Here is a 20976-nt window from a genome sequence, read left to right on the forward strand (position 1 = left end):
AAACAATTTAACAAAACAATGGCATACTCTACCGACCTTTTTGACCTCATTCAAACACTCAGTCGCACCGAAAAGGCATACATCAAAAAATATGGCTACAAACAAGACAAAGATGGCGATAATGTGTATTGGCAGCTTTTTGATTCAATTGACAAACAAGAAGAATATGATGAAGAAAAATTGTTGAAGAAATTTCGAGGACACAAGATTACCAAACAATTTTCGGCTGCAAAAAATTATCTCTACGGACTGATATTGAGCAGTTTGACTGACTATGACCAAAGCAAAGATATAGAATCTCAATTGATGGACTCCATCAAAGAAATTAATGCCCTCCGCAAACGCTCTTTGCACGCACAGGCCTACAAAAAACTGGAAGCCGCTAAAAAGATAGCATTGAAGGAGAAAAAAGCATTCCTCTACCAACAATTGCTGAAATCAGAATTGTTTTTACTCCCATTTACCAAAGAAAATTTTGAAAAGCGAACGGTTATTTACCAAGAAATGAAGCAGACTCATGACCGAATAGAATTAGCAAGGGCATACAATGAGCTGTATGTAAAGTGGCTGAAGGCAGAACAGGAGATTGGCTCTGCACTTAGAGAGGAGAATAAATTATTGCCCTTAGAAGAATTGCTACAAGACCCTCTACTAAAAGACGAAAGCAATGCACTTACCTTCAATACCCGCTTCCAATTTAATGAAATACATTGCAGATACCATATTTGCCTAAATAATCACAAAATGGCATTGCAGTATGCCAAACGAATGGTTGCCCTATTTGAAGAAGAACCCGAACACATTCAGATGGAACCTATTGGGTATTTGATGGCCTTAGATGCCTTATTGCACTGTTATCCTTCTTTGCACGACGTAGAAGGCTTTGAAGAAACCGTTGCTACTTTTCGCAAAGCTCGTGAACATCCCTACATCAAAAAACTGCAAAAGGAATATCCTGGTTTGTATTATGGCTTAGAAGCCTCTATGTTATCTACTTACATCACATGGAAGGAATATGAAAAGGCTTTGCAAATCGTTCCAAAATTGCAAGCCAATTTTAAAAAATACCACCATTCAAAGAATATTCTTAGGCTCAACCAATATTTGATTGTTCTCACTTTTTTTTACAATGGCCAATTTGAAGTCGCATTAGATGAAATTCAAATTTTGATGGACGACAAAGAATTTGAAGAAGAATCCGATTTGGCTTGTTTCATTCGCATTGTCTATCTTATCCTTCATTTTGAACTTCAAAACGATTTGATGGTTGCCTACAATATCCGCAATACTTACCGTTTTCTGCTGCGACACAAACAATTGTACAAAGTTGAAGAATTCATTTTGCGATTTTTGCGACGCACTCCTGATTTATTGACACAAGAAGATTTGAACAAATCTTTGCGAAACTTACACCGTGAATTAAGCGAGCTTACCAAAGATCCGTATGAAAGTCAAGCATTTAATTCCTTCAATTTTTTGGATTGGATAGAAAGTAAGCTGCAAAAGGTGGGTATCTTAGAAGTCGTTGCAAAAGACAAAAGCAAAGTATCGGTAACTGTTCGCAACTAAGGAATAAAGAAAGTGAAATGAGACTTCGGAAGTTTGGTTTTTAGAAAAAACTCCTATTTTACTAATAGTCAAACCTTTTTGAGCTAAAACTTCCGAAGTCTTTTTTAAGTTGCTATCAATCAATCAAATTCCCATATCTATCCACCTTTTTCCACACCATTCTATCATTTCCCATGCTGCCAATAATGCTCATATTGAGGCGGTGCATGGTCGTTAGGTATTGCCCCGTCAAAGTAATTTCATCTTCCGTCAATTCCAGTTTTCCTGCAAAGTTATAAACTGTATTTTCATTGTCTGCATCGCTGACCATTTGATATTGTTTGGCAGTAATGGAGTGAATTTTTCCCGAATAAATGGTATTTTTCTCTGCGCTTACCTCTTTGATGGTCAAGTGGTCGCCGTCAAAACCGTATTCACCAAAATACAATTGATTGTTGTAGTGAATAAAGGCAAGTCCATGGGCAGGCAAAAATTTGACCATTCCATCAGGAAATTTCCACTGTCCTTCCACTGCTCGGTAATTTTCCCAAGCCTTCAAAGTCGTGAGTTCTGATTGGTCAAATTCTCCTGCAGCTCGAAGGCTATAATTCCAAGTCAAACCCAATTGGTCATGACTGAGATTGAAGGAATTGCCATTGAAAGAGTCTAATTGATATTTGGTTACATTGCCATATCTCGTGCTGAAAAAGTTAAGTGTGTTGCCATTTAGGCTGTAAGTTCCTACATCGTATTCGTTCTCCAAATTGTAGCCATATTGTGTCAAAACGGTATAACGCCCGTCCTTTGCCATGTTTAAAATGATTTGCTCAAAAGCTTGACCTTCAGCAGGAGGTGCAGTCCATTTACCGACTAAGGATTGGGCAGATACAAACTCAGAAGTGAATAGGAAGAGGATTAAAATAATGACAGAAATTCTCATGGTTTTAATGTTTTTTGAGGTAAAAAAGATAAATTGAATTTAGCGTCATTGTAGCGCGGTTGTTGCTGAATGACGATGACAAAAATAAGGGAAGAAAGAAGGCGGTGCAAACCAAAAAAAGGTGTGAATTAAGTGTTTAATGGGATATTTTTATTTAGTAAAAATCTCTTAGTCAAATACTTAAACAGAATGCGATTTTGATTTTAAAACTGCAAAATGCTTGTTAACTTTACTTCAATTTTATGGATTGAAGGAAGAAAATACCGCAATACTGTTTCTGTTTTAGATTCATTCATTTTAGACTTTGGACGCAAGATTAAAGACATAAGACAAAAAGTTTTAAATCATTGACAGCAAAGAAATTACTTCTTTTGTCTTTCTACTTATGTCTTTCGTCCAAATTCATAGGAATTTAGTTTTCATTCATTGTTTACCTTTGCAGAAGGTTAATAATCTTTCAACAAAATAAACTTCAAAAACTTTCCATCACAAATGATGTCAAAAAAACAAAGAAACAGTCACTAATCAATCTATCACTGTTCTATGCTGTTCAATTCCCTGCAATTTCTGCTCTTTTTTCCCATTGCAGTAAGCATTTACTACCTGCTTGCCCACCGTTTTCGATGGATATTTTTGTTGTTGGCGAGCTACTATTTTTACATGGCATGGAAGCCTGTTTATATCTGCTTGTTGTTGTTTTCTACCATGATAGACTATTGGTGCGGATTGAAAATGAGCACGATAGAAGAAAAAACAAATCGAAAACCCTACCTCTACATCAGCCTTTGCTCCAATTTGGGCATTCTATTTTTCTTCAAATATTTTGGTTTTTTCGGAGAAAGTATTCAAGCAATCACTGATTTTTTTGGGCTTCAATACGCTTTACCTGTATTCGATTTGCTCCTACCACTGGGGATTTCGTTTTACACATTTCAAACCATGGCCTATTCCATTGATGTCTATAACAGCCGCTTGAAAGCCGAAAAACACTTGGGAATCTTTGCTTTATTTGTTTCCTTTTTTCCACAATTGGTGGCAGGACCTATCGAAAGAGCAGAGCGATTGTTGCCTCAATTTCGGAAGGTTGTGGTCTTCGATTATGAACAAGTAAAAAGCGGATTGTTACTGATGACTTGGGGCTTCTTCAAAAAAGTGGTCATTGCAGATAGATTGGCGGTAGTTGTCACAGCAGTTTACCAACAACCTACCGACTATGAGCCTGTTGTATTGGTTTTAGCCAATGTTTTTTTCGCATTTCAGGTTTATTGTGATTTTTCGGGCTATTCAGACATTGCCATTGGCGCAGCGAGGATATTGGGCTTTGAGTTAATGACCAACTTTCGGCGACCTTTTTTCGCCACTTCTGTTGCCCTGTTTTGGAAACGGTGGCACATTTCGCTTTCAACTTGGTTTCAAGATTATCTCTACATTCCATTGGGCGGCAATCGTGTAGTAAAATGGCGATGGTATTATAACCTATTCATTACCTTTGCTATCAGTGGCTTGTGGCATGGTGCAGCGTGGACGTATGTGGTTTGGGGAATGGCACATGGTGGGCTGGTCATGGCTTATATGTTTTTGAGGGAAAGTATTGACAGGTTCTATCATTGGAGCAATTTGAAACACCGTCCCTTATTGAGGAAAATTTTGGCGATTGCAGCTACTCAGTTTGCTATCTTTTGGACTTGGAGTATTTTTCGGGCGAACAACTTGCAGGAAAGTTGGTGGATTTACAGCCAAATTTGCAGTCCCGAATTGCTGCAACAAGTTTTCACCATCTTCCAATCCATTGCAGCTTTTAGCTTTCAATTTATTTCCTATCAAACATTTACCGATATTTTACACCAATTCATCCCTTTCTCCATTACCCAAATAGGTACGTTGTTGCTCTTGTTGTTTGGTCTGATATTGGCAGAATTAGCAGATGCATTGAAGCCTATTGATACATGGCTGCCTTCTCAACCAATATATGTACGTTGGAGTTTGTATTCGGTATTGCTTTGGAGTATTTTTTTGATGGGTAATTTTGAAGAAAAGGTATTCATTTACTTCAATTTTTGAAGCAGATCTCTGAATGAAAAAATTATTGACAAAATTCGCTGGATTATTGACTTTCAATGTGTTCCTACTATGGGTAATATTGAAGGGAAGCTCTTTTTATATTGCCCAACAGCATTTTGAAAATTGGGAAACAGAAAGCAACTTGCTTTTTTTGCCGCACCATCAAGATTACGATTGGACAGTTTTGGGAGCTTCTCATGCGAGGGAATTGACTCGTAGCCAAAACCATCTGTTGGTTGAAGATATTTTAGACATCAAAATGGCAAATTTGGCACAAGGAAGAGGTAGAGGTGGCATCCGAAATCAATATTTATACTTGCGTTATTTTTATGATACAGGAAATTCTACTTCCAAAATCGTGTATTTTTTAGACCCTTCTTTGGTATTCAGCACCAGTTGGGATGAAGTCAGCATTACATTTGATTCTGAGCCTTTTGAAGAACGTTTTTTCGCATTAAATTTGTGGAGAGGAAGCGATAATTATGTGCAGCAACTCTACCAATATGCACGCTCCAAAATGACCCTTGAATGGCTGCAAACTTCACCCAATAGAAAAAATGGCAATTACGATTGTTTGTCCCAGTTCGATAGTTTGAAGGTATTGAGAGGCATAGAATTATCGTATGTCGATGGCTTCAATCCGACTATATTGGAGAGTAATACGCAGTTATTGAAGGAGTTAATTGAAATGGCTGTACAACACCATTCCGAAGTTGTGTTTTTGATTCCGCCAGCAAGATTCGGTAAATGGAAGGGGCATGAAGAAACCATTTCAATGTTGAAAAACTTGACGGAAAGCCATACAAATGTTGCTTACCATGATTTTTCGGAAGCTTATTTAGACAATTGTTACTACTACGATCACCATCATTTGAATACAGATGGAGTGATTGCTCTTGCCTATGAATTGTTGGGAATTTAATTCTCCCATCCTTCAAAATTCACCTTCAAATTCCCACTCGAACCCACTACAACTTTGATGGCAGTAGGAGTTAAAAAAATCTCTTCAATGTCCATCTTGTTCAATTTGCCTGTTAGTGAAACGCCGTTGTCAAACTTACTGTTGGTCAATTGTTCTTGTACTTGACTCCGCATATCTGCAATGCTTTGCTCTAATGGAAACACAAGATACGGCTGCATCTGTTTGGTAATCTTGGCATTGAAGAGCCAAGCTGCTGTTTTTTGGATCACATTTTTGGTCTCCAAATCAAAGTCCAAATTGTCGAGTGTCACCACTGCTTTTTTGGCATCATACACAGGTGTACCCGTCATATACACATGACCGTCAATGCTTCCTTCCACTTTGGCTTTGATAACCAGCTTTTTGTTTCGCCCCCAAATATCAATATCTTTTACCGTTACCGAACGTTTGCCAGAAGTAAAGGTCTGTCCGACAAGTGTGCGTTTGGCTTCCTCAGCAGCCAATTTGTAGGGAATAGATGCCGCAATATTGACCGAAAAATCATCGGGAATTTTCGCCATCATTTTGAGAGGCGGTAGATTTTTGTCTTTTTTCACCTGCGGTTTTTCGCCCATCGTGACCTCCGAAACCGCCTTGATGCCGACTTTCATCCGAATACTGTCCAAGCTGTTGTTGAAGGGAGTTAGCATAATTTGTTGAGGAACAATAGATAACCACAAATTGTAATAGTCATTCACCAACATTGGTTCTTGCATATTTCCCCACACATCGGTCAGGTATTTTTTGAGATTCAATTCGTCTTTCACATACGCATCAATCTGTCCTCCAATTTTTTCTTTGTTCTGTTCCATCAACATATCTGCAATAAAAGTAACAGGTAAACTGTATCCGACTACTTTGATACTCGGAGTTTCGAGCCATTTGTAACCCTCCGCATTCGTTTTGGTAGCAATGCTCCAATCTGGATTGATTTGGAAATCACTCACAAAATTCAATTGAATCGCTCCTTCGACTTCCTTCACATCCGATAAATTCAAACCAAACTGCTTGATTTCAATTTTTTTCTTCAACCACAACTTCAATGGCACACTGTAGCCAATGCTATTTCCCTGCAATCGCAGTTTGATAGCATCTTTTTTCCATACCTTGACCATCAAATTGTCGTTTCCATTGTCTTCAAAACTCATGTCTTCATACATCAAACCTGTCATTTGAGCATTGATGCTTTTCTCAATGTCCTTGATACTAATGCTGATAGGCAGATTCACAATGGAAGCAGGTGCTTCATAGTCATCATACTTTGCTTCGGGCTGCGTAGGTTCAAGGCTTTTGCAGGAGCAAGCAGTTGTTAGCCAAATTATTGCAGTGAAAATGAGTGCTATATTGGAAAAAGGACGATTCTTCATGTTATTTTGAATTTGTTTTTGCAATGTCTTGTAAATATAATCGGTTCTTTCCGATGTTTTGTTGAAAAATATAGAATGAGACCTGTTAGGACTTAAATATAAGGAGTAGGTTAAACTTCAAAAGTCACAGATAAAACGCTGAAAATTCAACAAAACAGCTAAAGGATTCCCCCACTATACCTAAGGTTAGTGGAGGGAGGAATTTAGCTACGTCATTATTGACCTTGTGATTGGATGTATTTTTTAATAACATCTATTTTATGTAAATTTACACCATCTTATGCTAATCACCAAAACATACAAATACCGAATTTATCCTACCCAAAAACAAGAAAGTAGGATGACTAACCACATGAATATGAGTCGGTATGTTTGGAATTGGCATTTAGGCGGAATGATGAAGCAGTACAAGGATAGCAAAACCTTTCCTTCGATGATTGAACAACAAAACCTACTGCCTAAACTAAAGGAAGAAAAGCCGTGGTTTAAGAATGTTTATTCCATGGTGCTGCAAGACGCCAATAGAAGACTACACAAAGCACTCATTACATTTTTTAAATCCAAGAAAGAGGGAAACACCGATACAGGATTTCCTAAATACAAGAAAAAAGGACAGTGGAATAGCTTGAACTATACCGATTACGGCAGAAATATGCCAAGTTACTTTTCTACCATGAATCGCAAAATCGGTAAAGAAAAAGCGAATAACCATATCCCTGTTCCAAAAATAGGCTTTGTCAAAATAAAACGGCACCGAGAACTCCCCAAAGGAGCAGTCGTGAAAACCATGTCCATCATCAAGGATGGATGCAAGTGGTTTACCTGTTTCACCTTTCAGTTTGAAAAAGCTGTTAAAGAAGTGCCTAAACAGGACTTGCTAACACATTCAGTAGGAATAGACATGGGTTTGAATGATTTTGTTTATACCAGTGGCGGTTTATCAGAACCACTACCCAAGTTTTACCGAAAACGAGAAAAGCATTTGGCTAAGGTGCAGCGCAAGTTATCCAAGGCTAAGAAACGAAGCGCAAGATATTACAAACTACTTAAAGCGGTTCAGAAAGCGCATTACCGTGTCAAAATGCAACGGCAAGAGTTTCATCATCAAGTAGCGAATTGGTTGTTAAAACACTATGATTTGATAGCTATTGAAGATTTGGCTATTAAAAACATGATTCGCAAAGCCAAGCCTAAGCAAGACGAAGAAGGTAATTTTACTCGCAACGGCAGAAAAGCGAAATCGGGACTTAGTAAATCTATTGCAAATGCAGGTTGGTACTCCTTTCGTGTAATCTTGGAAAATAAGGCTAAGGAACTTGGAAAGGTAGTCGTAGCTATTGCGCCACAGTACACAAGTCAGAAGTGTAGTGGTTGTGGCGCAACAGTAAAGAAAGCCTTATCAGTTAGAACACATAGCTGCAATGAGTGTGGTTTTACTGCAAACCGTGACCACAATGCAGCCATAAACATATTGACTCTCGGACTGGAGAGTTTAGGGCTATATGCCTATGATGCCCCACTATACCGTTAGGTTAGTGGCGGGAGCAGTCACAAAGTTTTGTATTATTATTGTTTCATTCACCAACAACTTTAACCAATGCAATCAGTATCAATCGGTTCAAAAAAACCGCATCTTTCATTTTGGCAAATCTGGAACATGAGTTTTGGCTTTTTGGGCATTCAATTTGGGTTTGCCCTGCAAAATGCCAATGTTAGTCGAATTTTTGAAACACTCGGTGCCAATCAAGACGAACTCCCTATTCTGTGGTTGGCTGCTCCTGTGACAGGTTTGTTGATCCAACCGATTATCGGCTATTACAGCGACCGAACTTGGCACCCAAAATGGGGACGAAGAAGACCCTTTTTTGCTGTAGGAGCAATTCTGGCAACGATTGCCTTATTTATGATGCCCAATTCCTCAGCCCTCTGGATGGCAGTATTGATGCTATGGATCATGGATGCCTCCATAAACGTAAGCATGGAACCTTTTCGTGCATTTGTAGGTGATATGTTGCCCAACGAACAACGAACAGATGGATTTGCGATGCAAAGTTTTTTCATTGGAGTGGGAGCAGTTGTGGCATCTGCACTACCTTATATTTTTACCAATTGGTTCGGAGTCAGCAATACAGCAGCAGAAGGAGTGATTTCGGATTCGGTCAAATGGTCTTTTTACGTGGGAGGTTTTGCTTACTTTTTTGCAGTTTTGTGGACGGTGGTGAAAACTGACGAATATCCACCTGATGACCTCGAAAAACTCAAAGAAGAAAATGCCGCTGTTGGCATATTTGGAGGATTGATTGAGTCCTTCAAGGGTATTTTTACCATGCCCAAAACAATGGTACAATTAGCCGTGGTTCAGTTCTTTTCGTGGTTTGCCTTGTTTGCGATGTGGATTTACACCACTTCTGCTGTCACAAGCCATATTTATGGAACTTCTGATACTACTTCTGAACTCTACAATCAAGGTGCCGATTGGGTAGGTATCTGTTTTGCAGCCTACAATGGTATTGCTGCTTTTGCAGCCTTTTCCTTACCTATATTGGCGAAGCGCATTAGCCGAAAAATGACGCATTTGGTGGCTTTGTTTTGTGGAGGGATTGGTTTGATTTCGGTTTATTTCATTTCTGACCCGAATTTGTTGATTGTTTCTATGGTAGGCGTTGGAATTGCTTGGGCGAGTATTTTATCTATGCCTTATGCCATGCTTTCGAGCCGTTTACCTGCCGAAAAAATGGGTTATTTCATGGGGGTTTTCAACTTTTTTATTGTTATTCCGCAAATTGTAGCAGCGGGTATTTTGGGGTTTATTCTCAAAAGCTTTTTTGGAAATGTGGCAATTTATGCCCTGATTATCGGTGGTGTTTCGATGCTGTTGGCAGGTTTGATGTGTTTGATGGTGGATGACGATGATGCAGCAATTAATAAATTGTGACGGACAGGATAGCCCAAAAGGTAGCTGTATCGGTGATGCAGAATAACCGTAGAGGGGGCAACAAAAGTGTCCGCTTCGACTTTCTGGGCTTCACTTTTCAACCCCGACGAATGTACCATTCAAAGGGGAAGTAGAAGGGTAAACGATGGTTGGGTTTTGCCGCTGCCATCAGTAGAAAGGCATCCAAACACCTCAAAGCACAGGTTCGTAAACGTAAAATCCACCGAGCGACAGGGGCGGAGTTGCAAGATATTGCCCACTCTATCGCTCCAATGGTACGAGGATGGATATACTACTATGGACGTTTTCGACCGTCTGCATTGCGAGAGGTATTTTCGGCATTGAATGAGCGATTGGTACGTTGGCTCACCAATAAGTACAAGCGATACCGAAGGCGTATGAAAGAAGCACGAACAAGATTGAAGGAAATCGCCAAAGATTTTCCGAACTTGTTTGTGCATTGGCAGTACGGCTATACTCCCTGATATGTTTCTAATCCTGAAGAGCCGTATGAATCGAGAGGTTCACGTACGGTTCTGTGAGAGGGTAGGGAACTGTTTTAGTCAGTTCCCCGCTCTACTCGACTTTTATTCCATTTTAGCAAAGCCAACTGTATCACGATACAATTTTGGTGAGACACCAACTTGTTTTTTGAACACTCTACTGAAATAGAATTCATCTTTATATCCTAAGTCACCAGATATTTCCTTTACGGCTTTTGAAGTTAAATATAATTCTCTTTTGGCTTCAATCATAATCCTGTTTACTATCATTTGAGAAACGGAAATGTTACAATTTGATTTTACCACCTTGTTTAATTGTTGAGGTGTAGCAAAAAGAATCTTCGCATAGTCGCCTGCGGTGTGCAAACTTTTATAATTCTTTTCAATACTATCAACCAAACTCTGCATCAAGGCTGGTTTTTCATTTACCTTGGATAAATTATTTGTCTTATCAAAAGTTCGTTTTTCTCGAACAAGAATGATTAAAAATATTTTTAGAGATGAAATAAGCACTTCATGGATTCCAATTCCATTTTCTTTAATCTCAGAATTCATATTGTGAATATGTCCAATGAATTTGGATATGTTATTAACTGAAAAAAATGGTTCTGAAGAAAAATTATTGAATAGCACCCCTTCTGTCTCTATCTCATTCTGATGACGATAAGTACAAAAAAAATCAGGATGGAAATTTAGCATATACCCAACAGTTTCTTCGTTACTTGTCATCATGAAGGGTTGATAGGGAGAAAGACAGATTGTTGTTTCAGGAAGAACATCGTAAGTGTCCAAATCTATTTTTAACTGAAAACCACCCTTTTCGATTAATATGATGGAATAATAATTATAACGGACCAAATGGTCAAAGACATCTAAATTTTTAAACGAAGTTAATTTAAACGCTAATTCATTGGTACTCTTAGTAAGAATTGTAGAATTGATGCTTTGAAATCCCATATGTATTAAAATTAAAAATCATATCTGGAGCAATTGAATTTACTCCAGATATGCAATAAATGTTTTGAGAAATCCTACTTTACAGCAATAATCTCATGCTTGTTAATATCGCTTACTTTGAAACCTACCAATAAGTCGTCCGCATTTTCCAGCAAAGCTTTTGCGATGTCTCCATTTAAGTGAGCATTTCGTCCATCTTCATCTGCAAAGGTGTCAAAAATACCAAAAGTGGTTTCGTCAATTTGGAAAGCATACCAAGATTTTGTGCCCGATTCTTGATTGGCGAGAGGTAAGGCTCCCATTAGGAATTGTTTGACATCATTTGCTTTTTCAGGTTTAGCATTGACAATTACAAATAATCCTAATTTTTCTGAATTTTCCATTGATTTAAAATTTTGATTTGTGAAAGAAAAAAGTGAAAGGAGTCCAAAAACTGCAACTCCAAAAACAAGTGAATAAACTTTTAAATTTTTCATGTTGAATTGTTTTAATTATTTATTCACAAAATTACTTCCATCAAGTATTCTAAAACATAGACCATTCTATATTTAGCATGGATAATTTATTCTTTGGTGATTTTTTTCCTTTTACTTGCAGAGAACGGTCGGTGCAAACGCAGTAGCCCCGCATAGGGGCTATTGCCGTTTTAGCCTTTGTTCTCTGCAGGCTTTCATTCGCTCCAAATGGTTTTATTTTAAATATCACTTTAACAGGATTAAGTGAGAATTAGATTGTCCCTTTAACCAATGTTTGATATTAGGCTGAATATTCACATAATCTCCTCCTGCTAATTCAATAATTTTTTCAGTTTCATCTTGATAAATTACTTTTCCAACAATGCACAACAAAAGTGCAGGGGTTTTAGTGATATGTTCTTTTAAAATGCCATTTTCTTGTAGTTGAATTACAGTTGCAGAACCGATTTCACCTTTGAAAAGAGGTTTTGCTGAAACCTCTTTATTTATAGTATGTAATGCCTTTATATTCATTGAAAATATTTATGATAGTTTTGAAAAGACGTTTTTAGTTCATCAATTATTATGTCAGCTTCTTCTGTGTTTTCCGCATCGTCCAAATTTTCTATTAATTGCATATGAGGGTGTAGCCATTTATGAAGTTCTTCATGGCTTTTACCGTTCATGGTACAGCTCTTAATTAAACCTTTATTCTTTGCATTCAACTGCTCGGCAAGTCCTTTGGGGTTGCTGCCATTATAATTCATGAGTATTTGCTCTGCATCCAAAATATACGGTGTCATTTCAGAATTTACATTCCATTTTTGCCCGTTGTTTAACTCTATTTGTACAGCTTCTTGATTATGGCTTTTGTGGGAGTTCCCACAACTTGTAGCCAATAGTGCAATAAGCACGGCAATAGAAATAATATAGATTTTCATAATTCTGATTTTATAAGTTTTAATAATGATTTGATTAGTTCGTCACCCTTTTGGGAAATATCAAACTGAAAATTAGCTACACGCCACTTGTACATCAGGAGTCTAACACTTCCCATAACAATGTGAAGTATATCATCTATCTCAATGATATTTGTAAAAACTCCTTTCTTTTGACCTTCCGATATAATCGGTTTGAGGTGTTTGACTTTTACCGCCAATATTTTCAGTATCGCTTGATTTATCAATTGGCTTGCCTCTAATAAACCATCTGAAAAGACAGCAATTACAAAATGTGGATTTTGAGCAAAAAAGGTAAATTGATTCTGAAAAATCGAAATGAATTTTTGCTCTATATTCTCATTCTTTGACAAAGCAAGGGTGTATTGTTCATCCATTCTTTTAGCCACATATTCGAGCATAGCAACAATAATATTTTCTTTACTGTTAAAATGCCTATAAAGAGCAGCTTCTGAAAAACCCATTTCTTTGGATAGCTTTTTCGTGGTCAAACCGCTAACGCCTTCATCGGTCATAATTCTGCCTGCTGCCTCAATGATTTCAAGTTGTCTATCTGTATTGGTCATTTGGTCTTAGTTTAGGAAGGCAGAATACATCCAAACCAATTTTTCCTGCATTCGGATATAATCACTCATTAAAGCATTTGTCCCTTCGTCATCTGCTTCTGCTGAAAATTTAAGAATTTCTCTTTGCAGTAAAATAATTGTCTTGAAGGCTTCTAAAATCTGCTCAACCGCTATTAAGCCATCAGATACTTTTTCACTTTCTTTTATTGTCGATAAGTTGGCATATTGACTATAACTATGTTCAGGAGTTTGTCCCAAAGTAAGGATTCGCTCCGCTACTTCATCAATTTTTAGAAGTAAGTCATCATACAATTCTTCAAATTTCAGATGCAGTTCAAAAAATTTTTCACCTTTGATATTCCAATGATAGCCTCTTGTATTTTGATAAAATACAGAGTAATTGGCAAGCAATACATTGAGTTGCTCCGCTAATTTTTTAGCCTGTGCCTTTTCAAGACCTATTCTGTTTGTGTTCATAATTATTAGTTTTGATTATTATAATTCTCCTTTTTCACCTTCAAGCCACCTTCTCATCATTACCCGTTCCTCTGGGGTTTGTTGAAAAGGAATATTTCCTGCTAAAACATTAAGAAATCTGTCCCAAAGATTATCTTTTGCATTGCTTTCTTGTTCTATTTCCTCCACAGCTTGTAGATATTCTTGTTTGTATTTATCAGATTCTAAAAGGCTAAATGATTGAGGAATATGCTTTACAATTTCATTTGTAAGCAAGTCTGTTTCTAAATCTGTGAAATTTTCAATCATTAATGATTTTATATATGCAGATTCTCCTACGCCTTGCACTACGAAAAGATTTGACTTTATCACTTCCCATATTTCTCGCCATTCATTTTTTTCAAGATTTTCAAAGTAAGAATCGGGATAGGACGCTATTCTGTCAAAAAGGTTGCTAATAGCTTCTATGGTATCTTTGAATTTTTCAAAAGACTTTCTAATGTTTATGGATTTCTCTTTTTGCAAAAAAAGTCCAAACGCATTTAGGGATTTTTGCATCTCATCAATATGTCCAAAGAATAATTTCGTGTCACTTGAAAATTGAGCTTTTGCCTCATCGTGACCATATTCTTCCATTATTTTTTTTACATCTGAAACGATACCCCTTACCATTTGTTTGGTGTTATTCAACATTTCCCAATTATTTTGAGAAGCTTTTTTCAAATGGCGTAATTTGATAAGCGAGTGTAATTTTGTGTTGCTTTTCATTTTTCTATTGTTTTAAAATTTAAAAAAGAAATACCCATCCAAACGACGGATACAGTCATGGCTACAGCACCTAACAAAACTAAGTAAGGCGGCAATCCGAGATATACCTCCGCAAGGATTCCAATTGGCATAAGCAATCCCGTAAGTCCCAACCAAGAGATAGTTTTGGTATTTTGAATTTTGTCTTTAAAGTGCATTAGCAAGTAGCCTATCAGTATGTTTAGAAAGGCGAACAAGTTGCCATGCACGTGAGCCAATCGAGCTTCAAAGTGTTTTCCTATACTATAAGATTCTGCCCATTCTTTGGCGTTGGGAGCAAAGTCTCTTAAATAGATAAGCAAGAAACCGTAAGCCATAAATAGCCCCATAGTCATGAAGCCGATTGCAATGTTATTTTTTCCATTCATAATTTATGATATTTAAAATATGTTAGTTAGTATTCACTAACAAAGATATGCAAAAAAAGTTTTCTAATCTGAGTTTTCTTTTTATAATCCTATTGGTTTTGGTTGGATTTTCTTTTTTGCTTGCAGAGAACTCGTCAATATGTACACCTAGGTGCACATATATCGCAAGTGATTTTTAGACAATTTAGTTGATATTTGTTGGGTACTTTTTTGACAATCAACAATATCAATAAAAAGAAATGAGGAAAAAACCTCAAATAGTTGATATTTCTATATGTCCAAATTATCCAAAGGGCTTTGGAGTTTTTCCATTCCTTTTTTGGTAATATGGGTATAAATTTCTGTCGTTTTAATGGAATCATGTCCCAATAATTTTTGAATGTACCGCAAATCTACGCCTCTTTCCAACAAATGAGTCGCAAAACTATGTCGAAGTGTATGCACCGTAGCATAGGAGTTCACTTTTGATTTTAGTTTGGCTGCTGTAAAAATTTTCTGAACGCTAGTAGGAGAATACTGTCCACCATACTGACCTTCAAACAACCAATCCACAGGCTTCTCTTGTTTATAATATTCTCTCAAATATCCCAAAACTTTTTCAGATAACAAAGTATATCGGTCTTTTTTTCCTTTCGCGCCTTTTACAAATACACAATTTCGTGCTTTTTGAATATCCTTTACCTTTAGATTGATGACTTCACTTCGCCTCAATCCCGCTGAATAAATCAACAACAAAATACACTTATGTTTCAGATTATCAACTACTCTAATCAATTCCACTACCTCCTGCTCACTCAATACATTGGGCAATTGTTTGGGTTTTTTCGGTCTTGGGATTTTATATACTTTTCGAGGATTGTTCAATACAGATTCATAATAAAACTTAATCGAATTGATAATGCTATTTTGAGTAGATTCCGATATTTTGCGTTCCTCTATTTGTTGGAGGATATATTCGATGATTTGTTGCTCGCTAATGTCCTCAGGTTTCGTGTCATTGTATTGTAGGAGAAAAAGACTGAAGTGCGACTTGTAAGATTTGATTGTCGCAAAACTATATCTTTTTAACATCAGTTGTTGTTCCAAAGCAATCAATGCTTCAGGATGTTTGAGAGGAAGTTTTTCCTTTGCCTTTTTCTTTGCTTTGGGTTTTTCTTTTTTGGGAGGGGCAGTATAGGAATCGGGAATAGTTGTTTTAGGTCTAAAGGTCAGTTCCAATTCGCTCCCAAATAAACCTTGCAGTTTTGTCAGCGTATCTTTGGTGTAAGGCACTGTCCAAAATTTTTGTTCAGGATGCCACATTCTTCCTACAACTGTTTTAATCGCTTTGACCCAATCTATCCTTTCGTGAGGAATCAAAACAAGCAATCTCCTTGGGAAAGAAGCCTGCTCTGCAATTTGAAGCTTTTGGGGATTGGATTTTGGCAACTCCAATGGGGTATCCTCTTGTCTTACAGGCGATTCATTTACTATTGGAGATTTTGAAGGCTCAATAGGATTTTTATTCAGAGTCTTTTCCACTTCCAATAAATTGCCAAAAACCGTTTGAAGTTCTTGCCAAGCAGTTTTATTGTAGGGCAGATGCCAACAACTGTGCGTTTGACTCCACTTTCGCCCTTCAATCTGCTTGATTTTCTGAATATACGATTTTTCGTAGGGCAATACGACCTTGATGCGTTTTTCGCCTCGATGTTGAAGCGGACTGATAATGACGTTTTTAGAAGTACTCATAGCCTAAAAATACACAAAAAAGAAAAAAAAGCCACTTTCCATGCAGCGTTTTCGCCATTGGGGCTTTTATACCCATATACAACTAACGCAAAAACACATTGACTTATGAACACAATAAACTTTTTCTCCAACTCCAAAAAAACATTCACCCTATTGTTCCTATTAGCGGTGACTACCTTCTTCCATAGCTGTGTCAAAGAAGAGGACTACATCACCAAAGACACCATTGTATTGCCAAGTGCAAAAGAAATGATCACGACCAGCATCTTTGGATTGGTCGTTGACGAAAACGATGCGCCAGTCATCAACAGTGAAGTCTTGCTGAAAACCGACAATGGTTTTGAAGCTACAACGACAGACGAAAACGGCAACTTCAAATACTTCGATGTGCGAGTCGTGCGAGAAGGCGCATTCCTCAAAGTGCGAGAAGCGGGCAAATTTGAAGGTTTTCGCAAAATGAATGTCACACCCAACAGCTACAACTACACCAAAATCAAACTCTTGGACAAAACAATCGTGGGTACTGTTTCTTCAACGACAGGCGGAACAGTCAGTCATTCGAGCAATGCACAATTGAAGTTATCTGCCAACAGTGTTCGCTACCAAAATGGAGGCGAATATACAGGCAATGTCAATGTAGCAATGTCATGGATTGACCCAACAGCCAGCGATTTACCCGAAAGAATGGTCGGCGATTTGAGTGGCGTTGACAATGTGGGCGAAGAAGTCTATTTAGGCACTTACGGCATGTTGAACGTAGAATTGTTGGCAGACAATGGCGACGAATTGCAGCTAAAAGACGGCAGCCCTGCAACGCTTTCTTTCCCTGTACCTGCTTCAATTCGCAGTCAAGCACCAAGCACGATTCCCCTTTGGTCTTACAATGAAGACCTCGGCACATGGCTCGAAGAAGGCAGTGCGACTTTGCAGGGAGGATTTTATGTGGGTGATGTAGCGCATTTCAGTTCGTGGAACTGCGACTACAAAGGCGAGCGCATTTCATTGACGGGCAAGGTTGTTTCTCGCAACAGCATGGGACAAGATGTCGAAACGCCTTTCCTTCAAATCTATGTCACCGTTGAAGGAATTTTGACAAGAGGCGGTTATTTAGACAACAGCGGTGAGTTTGAATTCTACAATTTCCCCGCCAACGAGGTGTTCACCCTCACCATCAAAGACCGATGCGACAACATCATATTTGAGCAAGAATTTGGCCCTTTTGCCAGCGATACCGACTTGGGAACCATCATCGTACAAGCTACTTCCGACAATTTCATCACCATCACAGGCACCGCCTTGGACTGCGATGACAATGCCATTGCAGATGGATATGTACAGTTTGAATTGGACAACTTCAACATGATTTATCCATTGGAATCAGATGGCACATTTGAAATCGTGGTCAATGTCTGCGACGAAACTACTGGCGACATCAATGTGATTGACATAGCCAACGAAAAAGCAAGTATGCCGATGGCTTTAGACCTCACCAATAATCCGATAAATGCAGGTATTCTAAAAGCTTGTGAAGAACTTCCTTCCTTCCTTGACATTGACCTAGATGGAGCAGATTTCATATTGTTCTTTGATGTCAGAGCCAACATCACCTCTCAAGGCGGCAATGATTTTCTGGCCATATCTTCTGAACAATCTGACACAACGAGCCAAAAATACTACTTTGCGAATATCAATGTGGGCAATGTGACAGGAGTAGGTACATACACCAATGTAAGTGGCTATTTCGGAATCGAAACCCAAGACGAATTCTATCAATTTGAGTCGGGAACAATGGAGATTACCGAATTTGGCTTGAACACTGGCGACATCATCAGGGGAACTTTTGAAGCGGAGGTAACTGGTATTCAAAATGGAGTTACGGTTCTTGTGCCTGCAACGGGTACTTTCAAAGCCATACGACAATAAGGATTGCAGACTTTGAAGCAATTAGACTTTAGACAAAAGATTAAAGATGTAAGATTTTAAGATTTTGTTAGTCAAACATTTATATCTTTTGTCTTTCCGATTTAGACTTTTGAAGTTTATTCTCAAAAAGATAGAAAGTTTGAAAATCAGTATGTTCTCAAAAGAAAACTTCAAAAGTCTTTATGCCAGTGAGGAATACAATGTTACAGTGATATTAAATTTAGTTTGCAAGGAATGGGGGGAGCTTGACTTCTCTCATTCCTCTTTATTTAGAAACACAGGCAGCATTTAAACGAATTATTGCATCTAACCATTAAACAACAACCCTTTGAAGCTAAAAAAAATAATAGATGGATGTCGAAAAGGACAAAGGCAAGCACAGCAGCAATTGTTCTTTGCTTACTCCAAATACCTCATGGGGATTGCGATTCGCTATGTGAAAGACGAAAACAGCGCAAAAGACATTGTTCAAGAATCCTTTTTGCGTATTTTCACCTCTATTCAAAAATTTGACTATCAAAACGAAAACGCTTTCATGGCTTGGATCAAACGCATCACCATCAACGAAGCCATTCGCTGGCTCAAAAAATACAACAACCATTTTTTGGAAGTCGAAGAAAGCACACACAATGAAGCTTACACCTCCAAAAACCCAAGCATTTTGTCCGAATTATACACGCAGGACTTACTCACAGCCCTGCAAACCCTTCCACAAGGTTATCAAGTGATTTTTAACCTTTATGTCATCGAAGGATTTTCGCACAAAGAAATTGGCAAAACCTTAAACATCACCGAAAGCACCTCTCGTTCGCAACTAACGAGAGCCAAAAACACCCTTAAACAATTACTAAATATCACTGAAACCGTATATGAAAAAAATATCCGACAACATAGAACAGCAGTATAAAAGTCAATTCGACGATTACCAACACGATTTTGACCAAGCTGCCATGTGGCACAGTCTTGATGCCACCTTGCCCCAAAAGTCGCAACCCAAAATAGCGGCCTTTGCGCTGGCAAGTGCCTTTGTGGTCAGCATTTTAGCAGGTGCTTTGTGGGTGAATCACGACACTACACAAGCAAACTTTGTGCGTGATGTGGTGATTGAAAAAGCAACTGAAATAGATGCTACTGCAATCGCAGACGGCAATGCAGTTGACCTAAATGCTGCAAATGCACTTCAATCCAAAAAAGAAGGGAAGTCAATTCCATCTAATACCGAAAATTCCCTTTTGGAGAAAAACACAACTTTGACCAGTGAAGAAATTTCCGCCTATGAAAGAGTAGGAGAGGAGGCTTCAAAACCTATTTCTAAGCCTAAGCCATCTTTTGCAGCAGTAAAACCTTCGCCAAAATCCAGTCAAATGTTTGCTTCGGATGCAAAAATAGGTGATTTGACTGCAATAAAATCGGTGCAAAAAAATGCCGAAAGACTTCAAAACCACATCAGTCTGTTGCCTACTTTGGCTGCAAATGCTGCTATGACAAGCCCTAATTTGCTGCAAAAAGAAACCATGCTTAGAGATGGTGATTTGGATTGCCCCTTGTTTGGCGGCAAAAAACGCACACAAATGAAAGGGCATGGGTTCATTGACCTGTATGGCGAAGGAGATGTGAACATGACTACCATCAAATCGCAAAACAGCGAAACCAATGCCTACCAAAACGCATGGAACGATACCGATACTCCTCTCGGAAGTTATGAACTGGGTGTTTTGTTGGGTTACGAGTTCGACAATGGACTGTATGCAGGTTTGGGGCTGGAATACCAAAAAACAGTAGAGAAATTGGAGTACCAACAAACCGTGATTCAAAGGGTTACTGTTTGGTCCGAAGAAGCCTATTTCTATTTGGACGGTGCAGGCAATCAAGTTTTTGTAGCCGATTCCGTCACCACACAATCCATCTATGAGCGCAGCGTCAAATCTGGGAAAGAACATACCATCCTCAACTTGCCTATCATGTTGGGCTACAACATACACGCCAACAACTGGAACATCGGACTTTTTGGAGGGGTAAACCTCAACCTTTCCCACAAGTTTGAAGGAAAAATCATCAACAGCAGCAATGCCTTCGTCACCTTAGATGCAGACAACTACGAAACCGTTTACAAAAACAAACTTGGTGCTTCTGCCTTTGCTGGCATACACCTCGGTCGCAACATCGGCAACAGCATAGAACTCTACTTCAATCCGACGGTTCGTATTTATCCAAAAAGTTGGATGCAAGATGATTACGCACTTTCTGCAAAATACAACTTGGCGGGTTTGCGAGTGGGATTGAGGTATAAGTTGTAAGCGAACTTTGGATCAAAACCTTCGGTAGCTTATCGTTTGAAACGACACGAAACTACCCGAAGGCTAATTCTGAGAAAAGCCCCACAACAAACAAAAATGTGTAAAGAATACGAAAGATTGCCGCCATCTCCCTGTAAGTAGA

Annotated in this window: 20 protein-coding genes; 9 read left to right on the forward strand and 11 right to left on the reverse strand. The window is 38.3% G+C overall.

Going from position 1 to position 20976, the window contains the following annotated elements; all coding sequences use genetic code 11:
- Window positions 1–18: 18 nt before the first annotated feature.
- Window positions 19–1569 (forward strand): hypothetical protein, encoded by a 1551-nt coding sequence (locus tag R3E32_28550; GenBank protein ID MEZ4888710.1) that lies wholly within the window; start codon window positions 19–21, stop codon window positions 1567–1569.
- A gap of 115 nt (window positions 1570–1684) precedes the next feature.
- On the opposite strand, the gene R3E32_28555 is transcribed toward R3E32_28550, so the two are convergent.
- Window positions 1685–2488: a hypothetical protein gene (locus tag R3E32_28555; GenBank protein ID MEZ4888711.1), complete on the reverse strand. Its 804-nt coding sequence runs from the start codon at window positions 2486–2488 to the stop codon at window positions 1685–1687.
- A 543-nt stretch (window positions 2489–3031) separates the two neighbouring features.
- Here R3E32_28555 and R3E32_28560 point away from each other — a divergent pair.
- The gene (locus tag R3E32_28560; protein ID MEZ4888712.1) at window positions 3032–4549 is read left to right on the forward strand and encodes an MBOAT family O-acyltransferase; all 1518 of its coding nucleotides are present in this window, start codon (window positions 3032–3034) and stop codon (window positions 4547–4549) included.
- A gap of 13 nt (window positions 4550–4562) precedes the next feature.
- Window positions 4563–5471 (forward strand): hypothetical protein, encoded by a 909-nt coding sequence (locus tag R3E32_28565; GenBank protein MEZ4888713.1) that lies wholly within the window; start codon window positions 4563–4565, stop codon window positions 5469–5471.
- On the opposite strand, the gene R3E32_28570 is transcribed toward R3E32_28565, so the two are convergent.
- Window positions 5468–6877 (reverse strand): DUF4403 family protein, encoded by a 1410-nt coding sequence (locus R3E32_28570; protein ID MEZ4888714.1) that lies wholly within the window; start codon window positions 6875–6877, stop codon window positions 5468–5470. The two genes, R3E32_28565 and R3E32_28570, sit on opposite strands and share 4 nt — an antisense overlap.
- A 280-nt stretch (window positions 6878–7157) precedes the next feature.
- Between R3E32_28570 and R3E32_28575 the strand changes: the two genes are divergently transcribed.
- The 3 genes from R3E32_28575 to R3E32_28585 all read left to right on the forward strand — a co-directional run bounded on the left by R3E32_28575 (window position 7158) and on the right by R3E32_28585 (window position 10297).
- On the forward strand, window positions 7158–8408 hold the full coding sequence (locus R3E32_28575; protein ID MEZ4888715.1) for a transposase: 1251 nt from the start codon (window positions 7158–7160) through the stop codon (window positions 8406–8408).
- 66 nt (window positions 8409–8474) lie between these two features.
- Window positions 8475–9812 (forward strand): MFS transporter, encoded by a 1338-nt coding sequence (locus R3E32_28580; protein MEZ4888716.1) that lies wholly within the window; start codon window positions 8475–8477, stop codon window positions 9810–9812.
- A 149-nt stretch (window positions 9813–9961) separates the two neighbouring features.
- Window positions 9962–10297 (forward strand): group II intron maturase-specific domain-containing protein, encoded by a 336-nt coding sequence (locus R3E32_28585; protein ID MEZ4888717.1) that lies wholly within the window; start codon window positions 9962–9964, stop codon window positions 10295–10297.
- 102 nt (window positions 10298–10399) lie between these two features.
- On the opposite strand, the gene R3E32_28590 is transcribed toward R3E32_28585, so the two are convergent.
- The 9 genes from R3E32_28590 to R3E32_28630 form a co-directional block, all read right to left on the reverse strand.
- Entirely contained in the window at window positions 10400–11272 is an 873-nt protein-coding gene (locus R3E32_28590) for a helix-turn-helix transcriptional regulator (GenBank protein ID MEZ4888718.1), read from the reverse strand.
- A 74-nt stretch (window positions 11273–11346) separates the two neighbouring features.
- Window positions 11347–11655, reverse strand: a complete 309-nt coding sequence (locus tag R3E32_28595) for an antibiotic biosynthesis monooxygenase (protein MEZ4888719.1) — start codon at window positions 11653–11655, stop codon at window positions 11347–11349.
- Between the two features lie 318 nt (window positions 11656–11973).
- Window positions 11974–12261, reverse strand: a complete 288-nt coding sequence (locus R3E32_28600; GenBank protein ID MEZ4888720.1) for a hypothetical protein — start codon at window positions 12259–12261, stop codon at window positions 11974–11976.
- Window positions 12258–12668, reverse strand: a complete 411-nt coding sequence (locus tag R3E32_28605; GenBank protein MEZ4888721.1) for a hypothetical protein — start codon at window positions 12666–12668, stop codon at window positions 12258–12260. The genes R3E32_28600 and R3E32_28605 overlap by 4 nt, the downstream gene beginning before the upstream one ends.
- Entirely contained in the window at window positions 12665–13252 is a 588-nt protein-coding gene (locus R3E32_28610) for a TetR/AcrR family transcriptional regulator (GenBank protein MEZ4888722.1), read from the reverse strand. The genes R3E32_28605 and R3E32_28610 overlap by 4 nt, the downstream gene beginning before the upstream one ends.
- A 6-nt stretch (window positions 13253–13258) precedes the next feature.
- Window positions 13259–13729, reverse strand: coding sequence for a Dps family protein (locus tag R3E32_28615; GenBank protein MEZ4888723.1), 471 nt, complete (start codon window positions 13727–13729; stop codon window positions 13259–13261).
- An 18-nt stretch (window positions 13730–13747) separates the two neighbouring features.
- Entirely contained in the window at window positions 13748–14476 is a 729-nt protein-coding gene (locus tag R3E32_28620) for a hypothetical protein (GenBank protein ID MEZ4888724.1), read from the reverse strand.
- A complete protein-coding gene (locus tag R3E32_28625; protein MEZ4888725.1) occupies window positions 14473–14883 on the reverse strand; it encodes a hypothetical protein in 411 nt (136 codons plus the stop codon). Before R3E32_28625 ends, R3E32_28620 begins: the two co-directional genes overlap by 4 nt.
- Before the next feature lie 270 nt (window positions 14884–15153).
- Window positions 15154–16614, reverse strand: coding sequence for a tyrosine-type recombinase/integrase (locus tag R3E32_28630; protein ID MEZ4888726.1), 1461 nt, complete (start codon window positions 16612–16614; stop codon window positions 15154–15156).
- A gap of 105 nt (window positions 16615–16719) precedes the next feature.
- Here R3E32_28630 and R3E32_28635 point away from each other — a divergent pair, with 105 nt between their 5' ends.
- From R3E32_28635 to R3E32_28645, 3 genes are all read left to right on the forward strand, one after another.
- Entirely contained in the window at window positions 16720–18537 is a 1818-nt protein-coding gene (locus tag R3E32_28635; GenBank protein MEZ4888727.1) for a hypothetical protein, read from the forward strand.
- A 328-nt stretch (window positions 18538–18865) separates the two neighbouring features.
- Window positions 18866–19444: an RNA polymerase sigma factor gene (locus R3E32_28640; protein ID MEZ4888728.1), complete on the forward strand. Its 579-nt coding sequence runs from the start codon at window positions 18866–18868 to the stop codon at window positions 19442–19444.
- The gene (locus tag R3E32_28645) at window positions 19407–20834 is read left to right on the forward strand and encodes a hypothetical protein (protein MEZ4888729.1); all 1428 of its coding nucleotides are present in this window, start codon (window positions 19407–19409) and stop codon (window positions 20832–20834) included. The genes R3E32_28640 and R3E32_28645 overlap by 38 nt, the downstream gene beginning before the upstream one ends.
- Window positions 20835–20976 lie beyond the last annotated feature (142 nt).

The organism is Chitinophagales bacterium (assembly GCA_041392475.1).
Classification (GTDB): Bacteria; Bacteroidota; Bacteroidia; order Chitinophagales; family UBA2359; genus JAUHXA01.

Coding starts and splice junctions, on each gene's coding strand:
- R3E32_28550 (MEZ4888710.1), top strand. CDS start 19: ATGGCATACTCTACCGACCTTTTTGACCTCATTCAAACACTCAGTCGC.
- R3E32_28555 (MEZ4888711.1), bottom strand. CDS start 2,488: ATGAGAATTTCTGTCATTATTTTAATCCTCTTCCTATTCACTTCTGAG.
- R3E32_28560 (MEZ4888712.1), top strand. CDS start 3,032: ATGCTGTTCAATTCCCTGCAATTTCTGCTCTTTTTTCCCATTGCAGTA.
- R3E32_28565 (MEZ4888713.1), top strand. CDS start 4,563: ATGAAAAAATTATTGACAAAATTCGCTGGATTATTGACTTTCAATGTG.
- R3E32_28570 (MEZ4888714.1), bottom strand. CDS start 6,877: ATGAAGAATCGTCCTTTTTCCAATATAGCACTCATTTTCACTGCAATA.
- R3E32_28575 (MEZ4888715.1), top strand. CDS start 7,158: ATGCTAATCACCAAAACATACAAATACCGAATTTATCCTACCCAAAAA.
- R3E32_28580 (MEZ4888716.1), top strand. CDS start 8,475: ATGCAATCAGTATCAATCGGTTCAAAAAAACCGCATCTTTCATTTTGG.
- R3E32_28590 (MEZ4888718.1), bottom strand. CDS start 11,272: ATGGGATTTCAAAGCATCAATTCTACAATTCTTACTAAGAGTACCAAT.
- R3E32_28595 (MEZ4888719.1), bottom strand. CDS start 11,655: ATGGAAAATTCAGAAAAATTAGGATTATTTGTAATTGTCAATGCTAAA.
- R3E32_28600 (MEZ4888720.1), bottom strand. CDS start 12,261: ATGAATATAAAGGCATTACATACTATAAATAAAGAGGTTTCAGCAAAA.
- R3E32_28605 (MEZ4888721.1), bottom strand. CDS start 12,668: ATGAAAATCTATATTATTTCTATTGCCGTGCTTATTGCACTATTGGCT.
- R3E32_28610 (MEZ4888722.1), bottom strand. CDS start 13,252: ATGACCAATACAGATAGACAACTTGAAATCATTGAGGCAGCAGGCAGA.
- R3E32_28615 (MEZ4888723.1), bottom strand. CDS start 13,729: ATGAACACAAACAGAATAGGTCTTGAAAAGGCACAGGCTAAAAAATTA.
- R3E32_28620 (MEZ4888724.1), bottom strand. CDS start 14,476: ATGAAAAGCAACACAAAATTACACTCGCTTATCAAATTACGCCATTTG.
- R3E32_28625 (MEZ4888725.1), bottom strand. CDS start 14,883: ATGAATGGAAAAAATAACATTGCAATCGGCTTCATGACTATGGGGCTA.
- R3E32_28630 (MEZ4888726.1), bottom strand. CDS start 16,614: ATGAGTACTTCTAAAAACGTCATTATCAGTCCGCTTCAACATCGAGGC.
- R3E32_28635 (MEZ4888727.1), top strand. CDS start 16,720: ATGAACACAATAAACTTTTTCTCCAACTCCAAAAAAACATTCACCCTA.
- R3E32_28645 (MEZ4888729.1), top strand. CDS start 19,407: ATGAAAAAAATATCCGACAACATAGAACAGCAGTATAAAAGTCAATTC.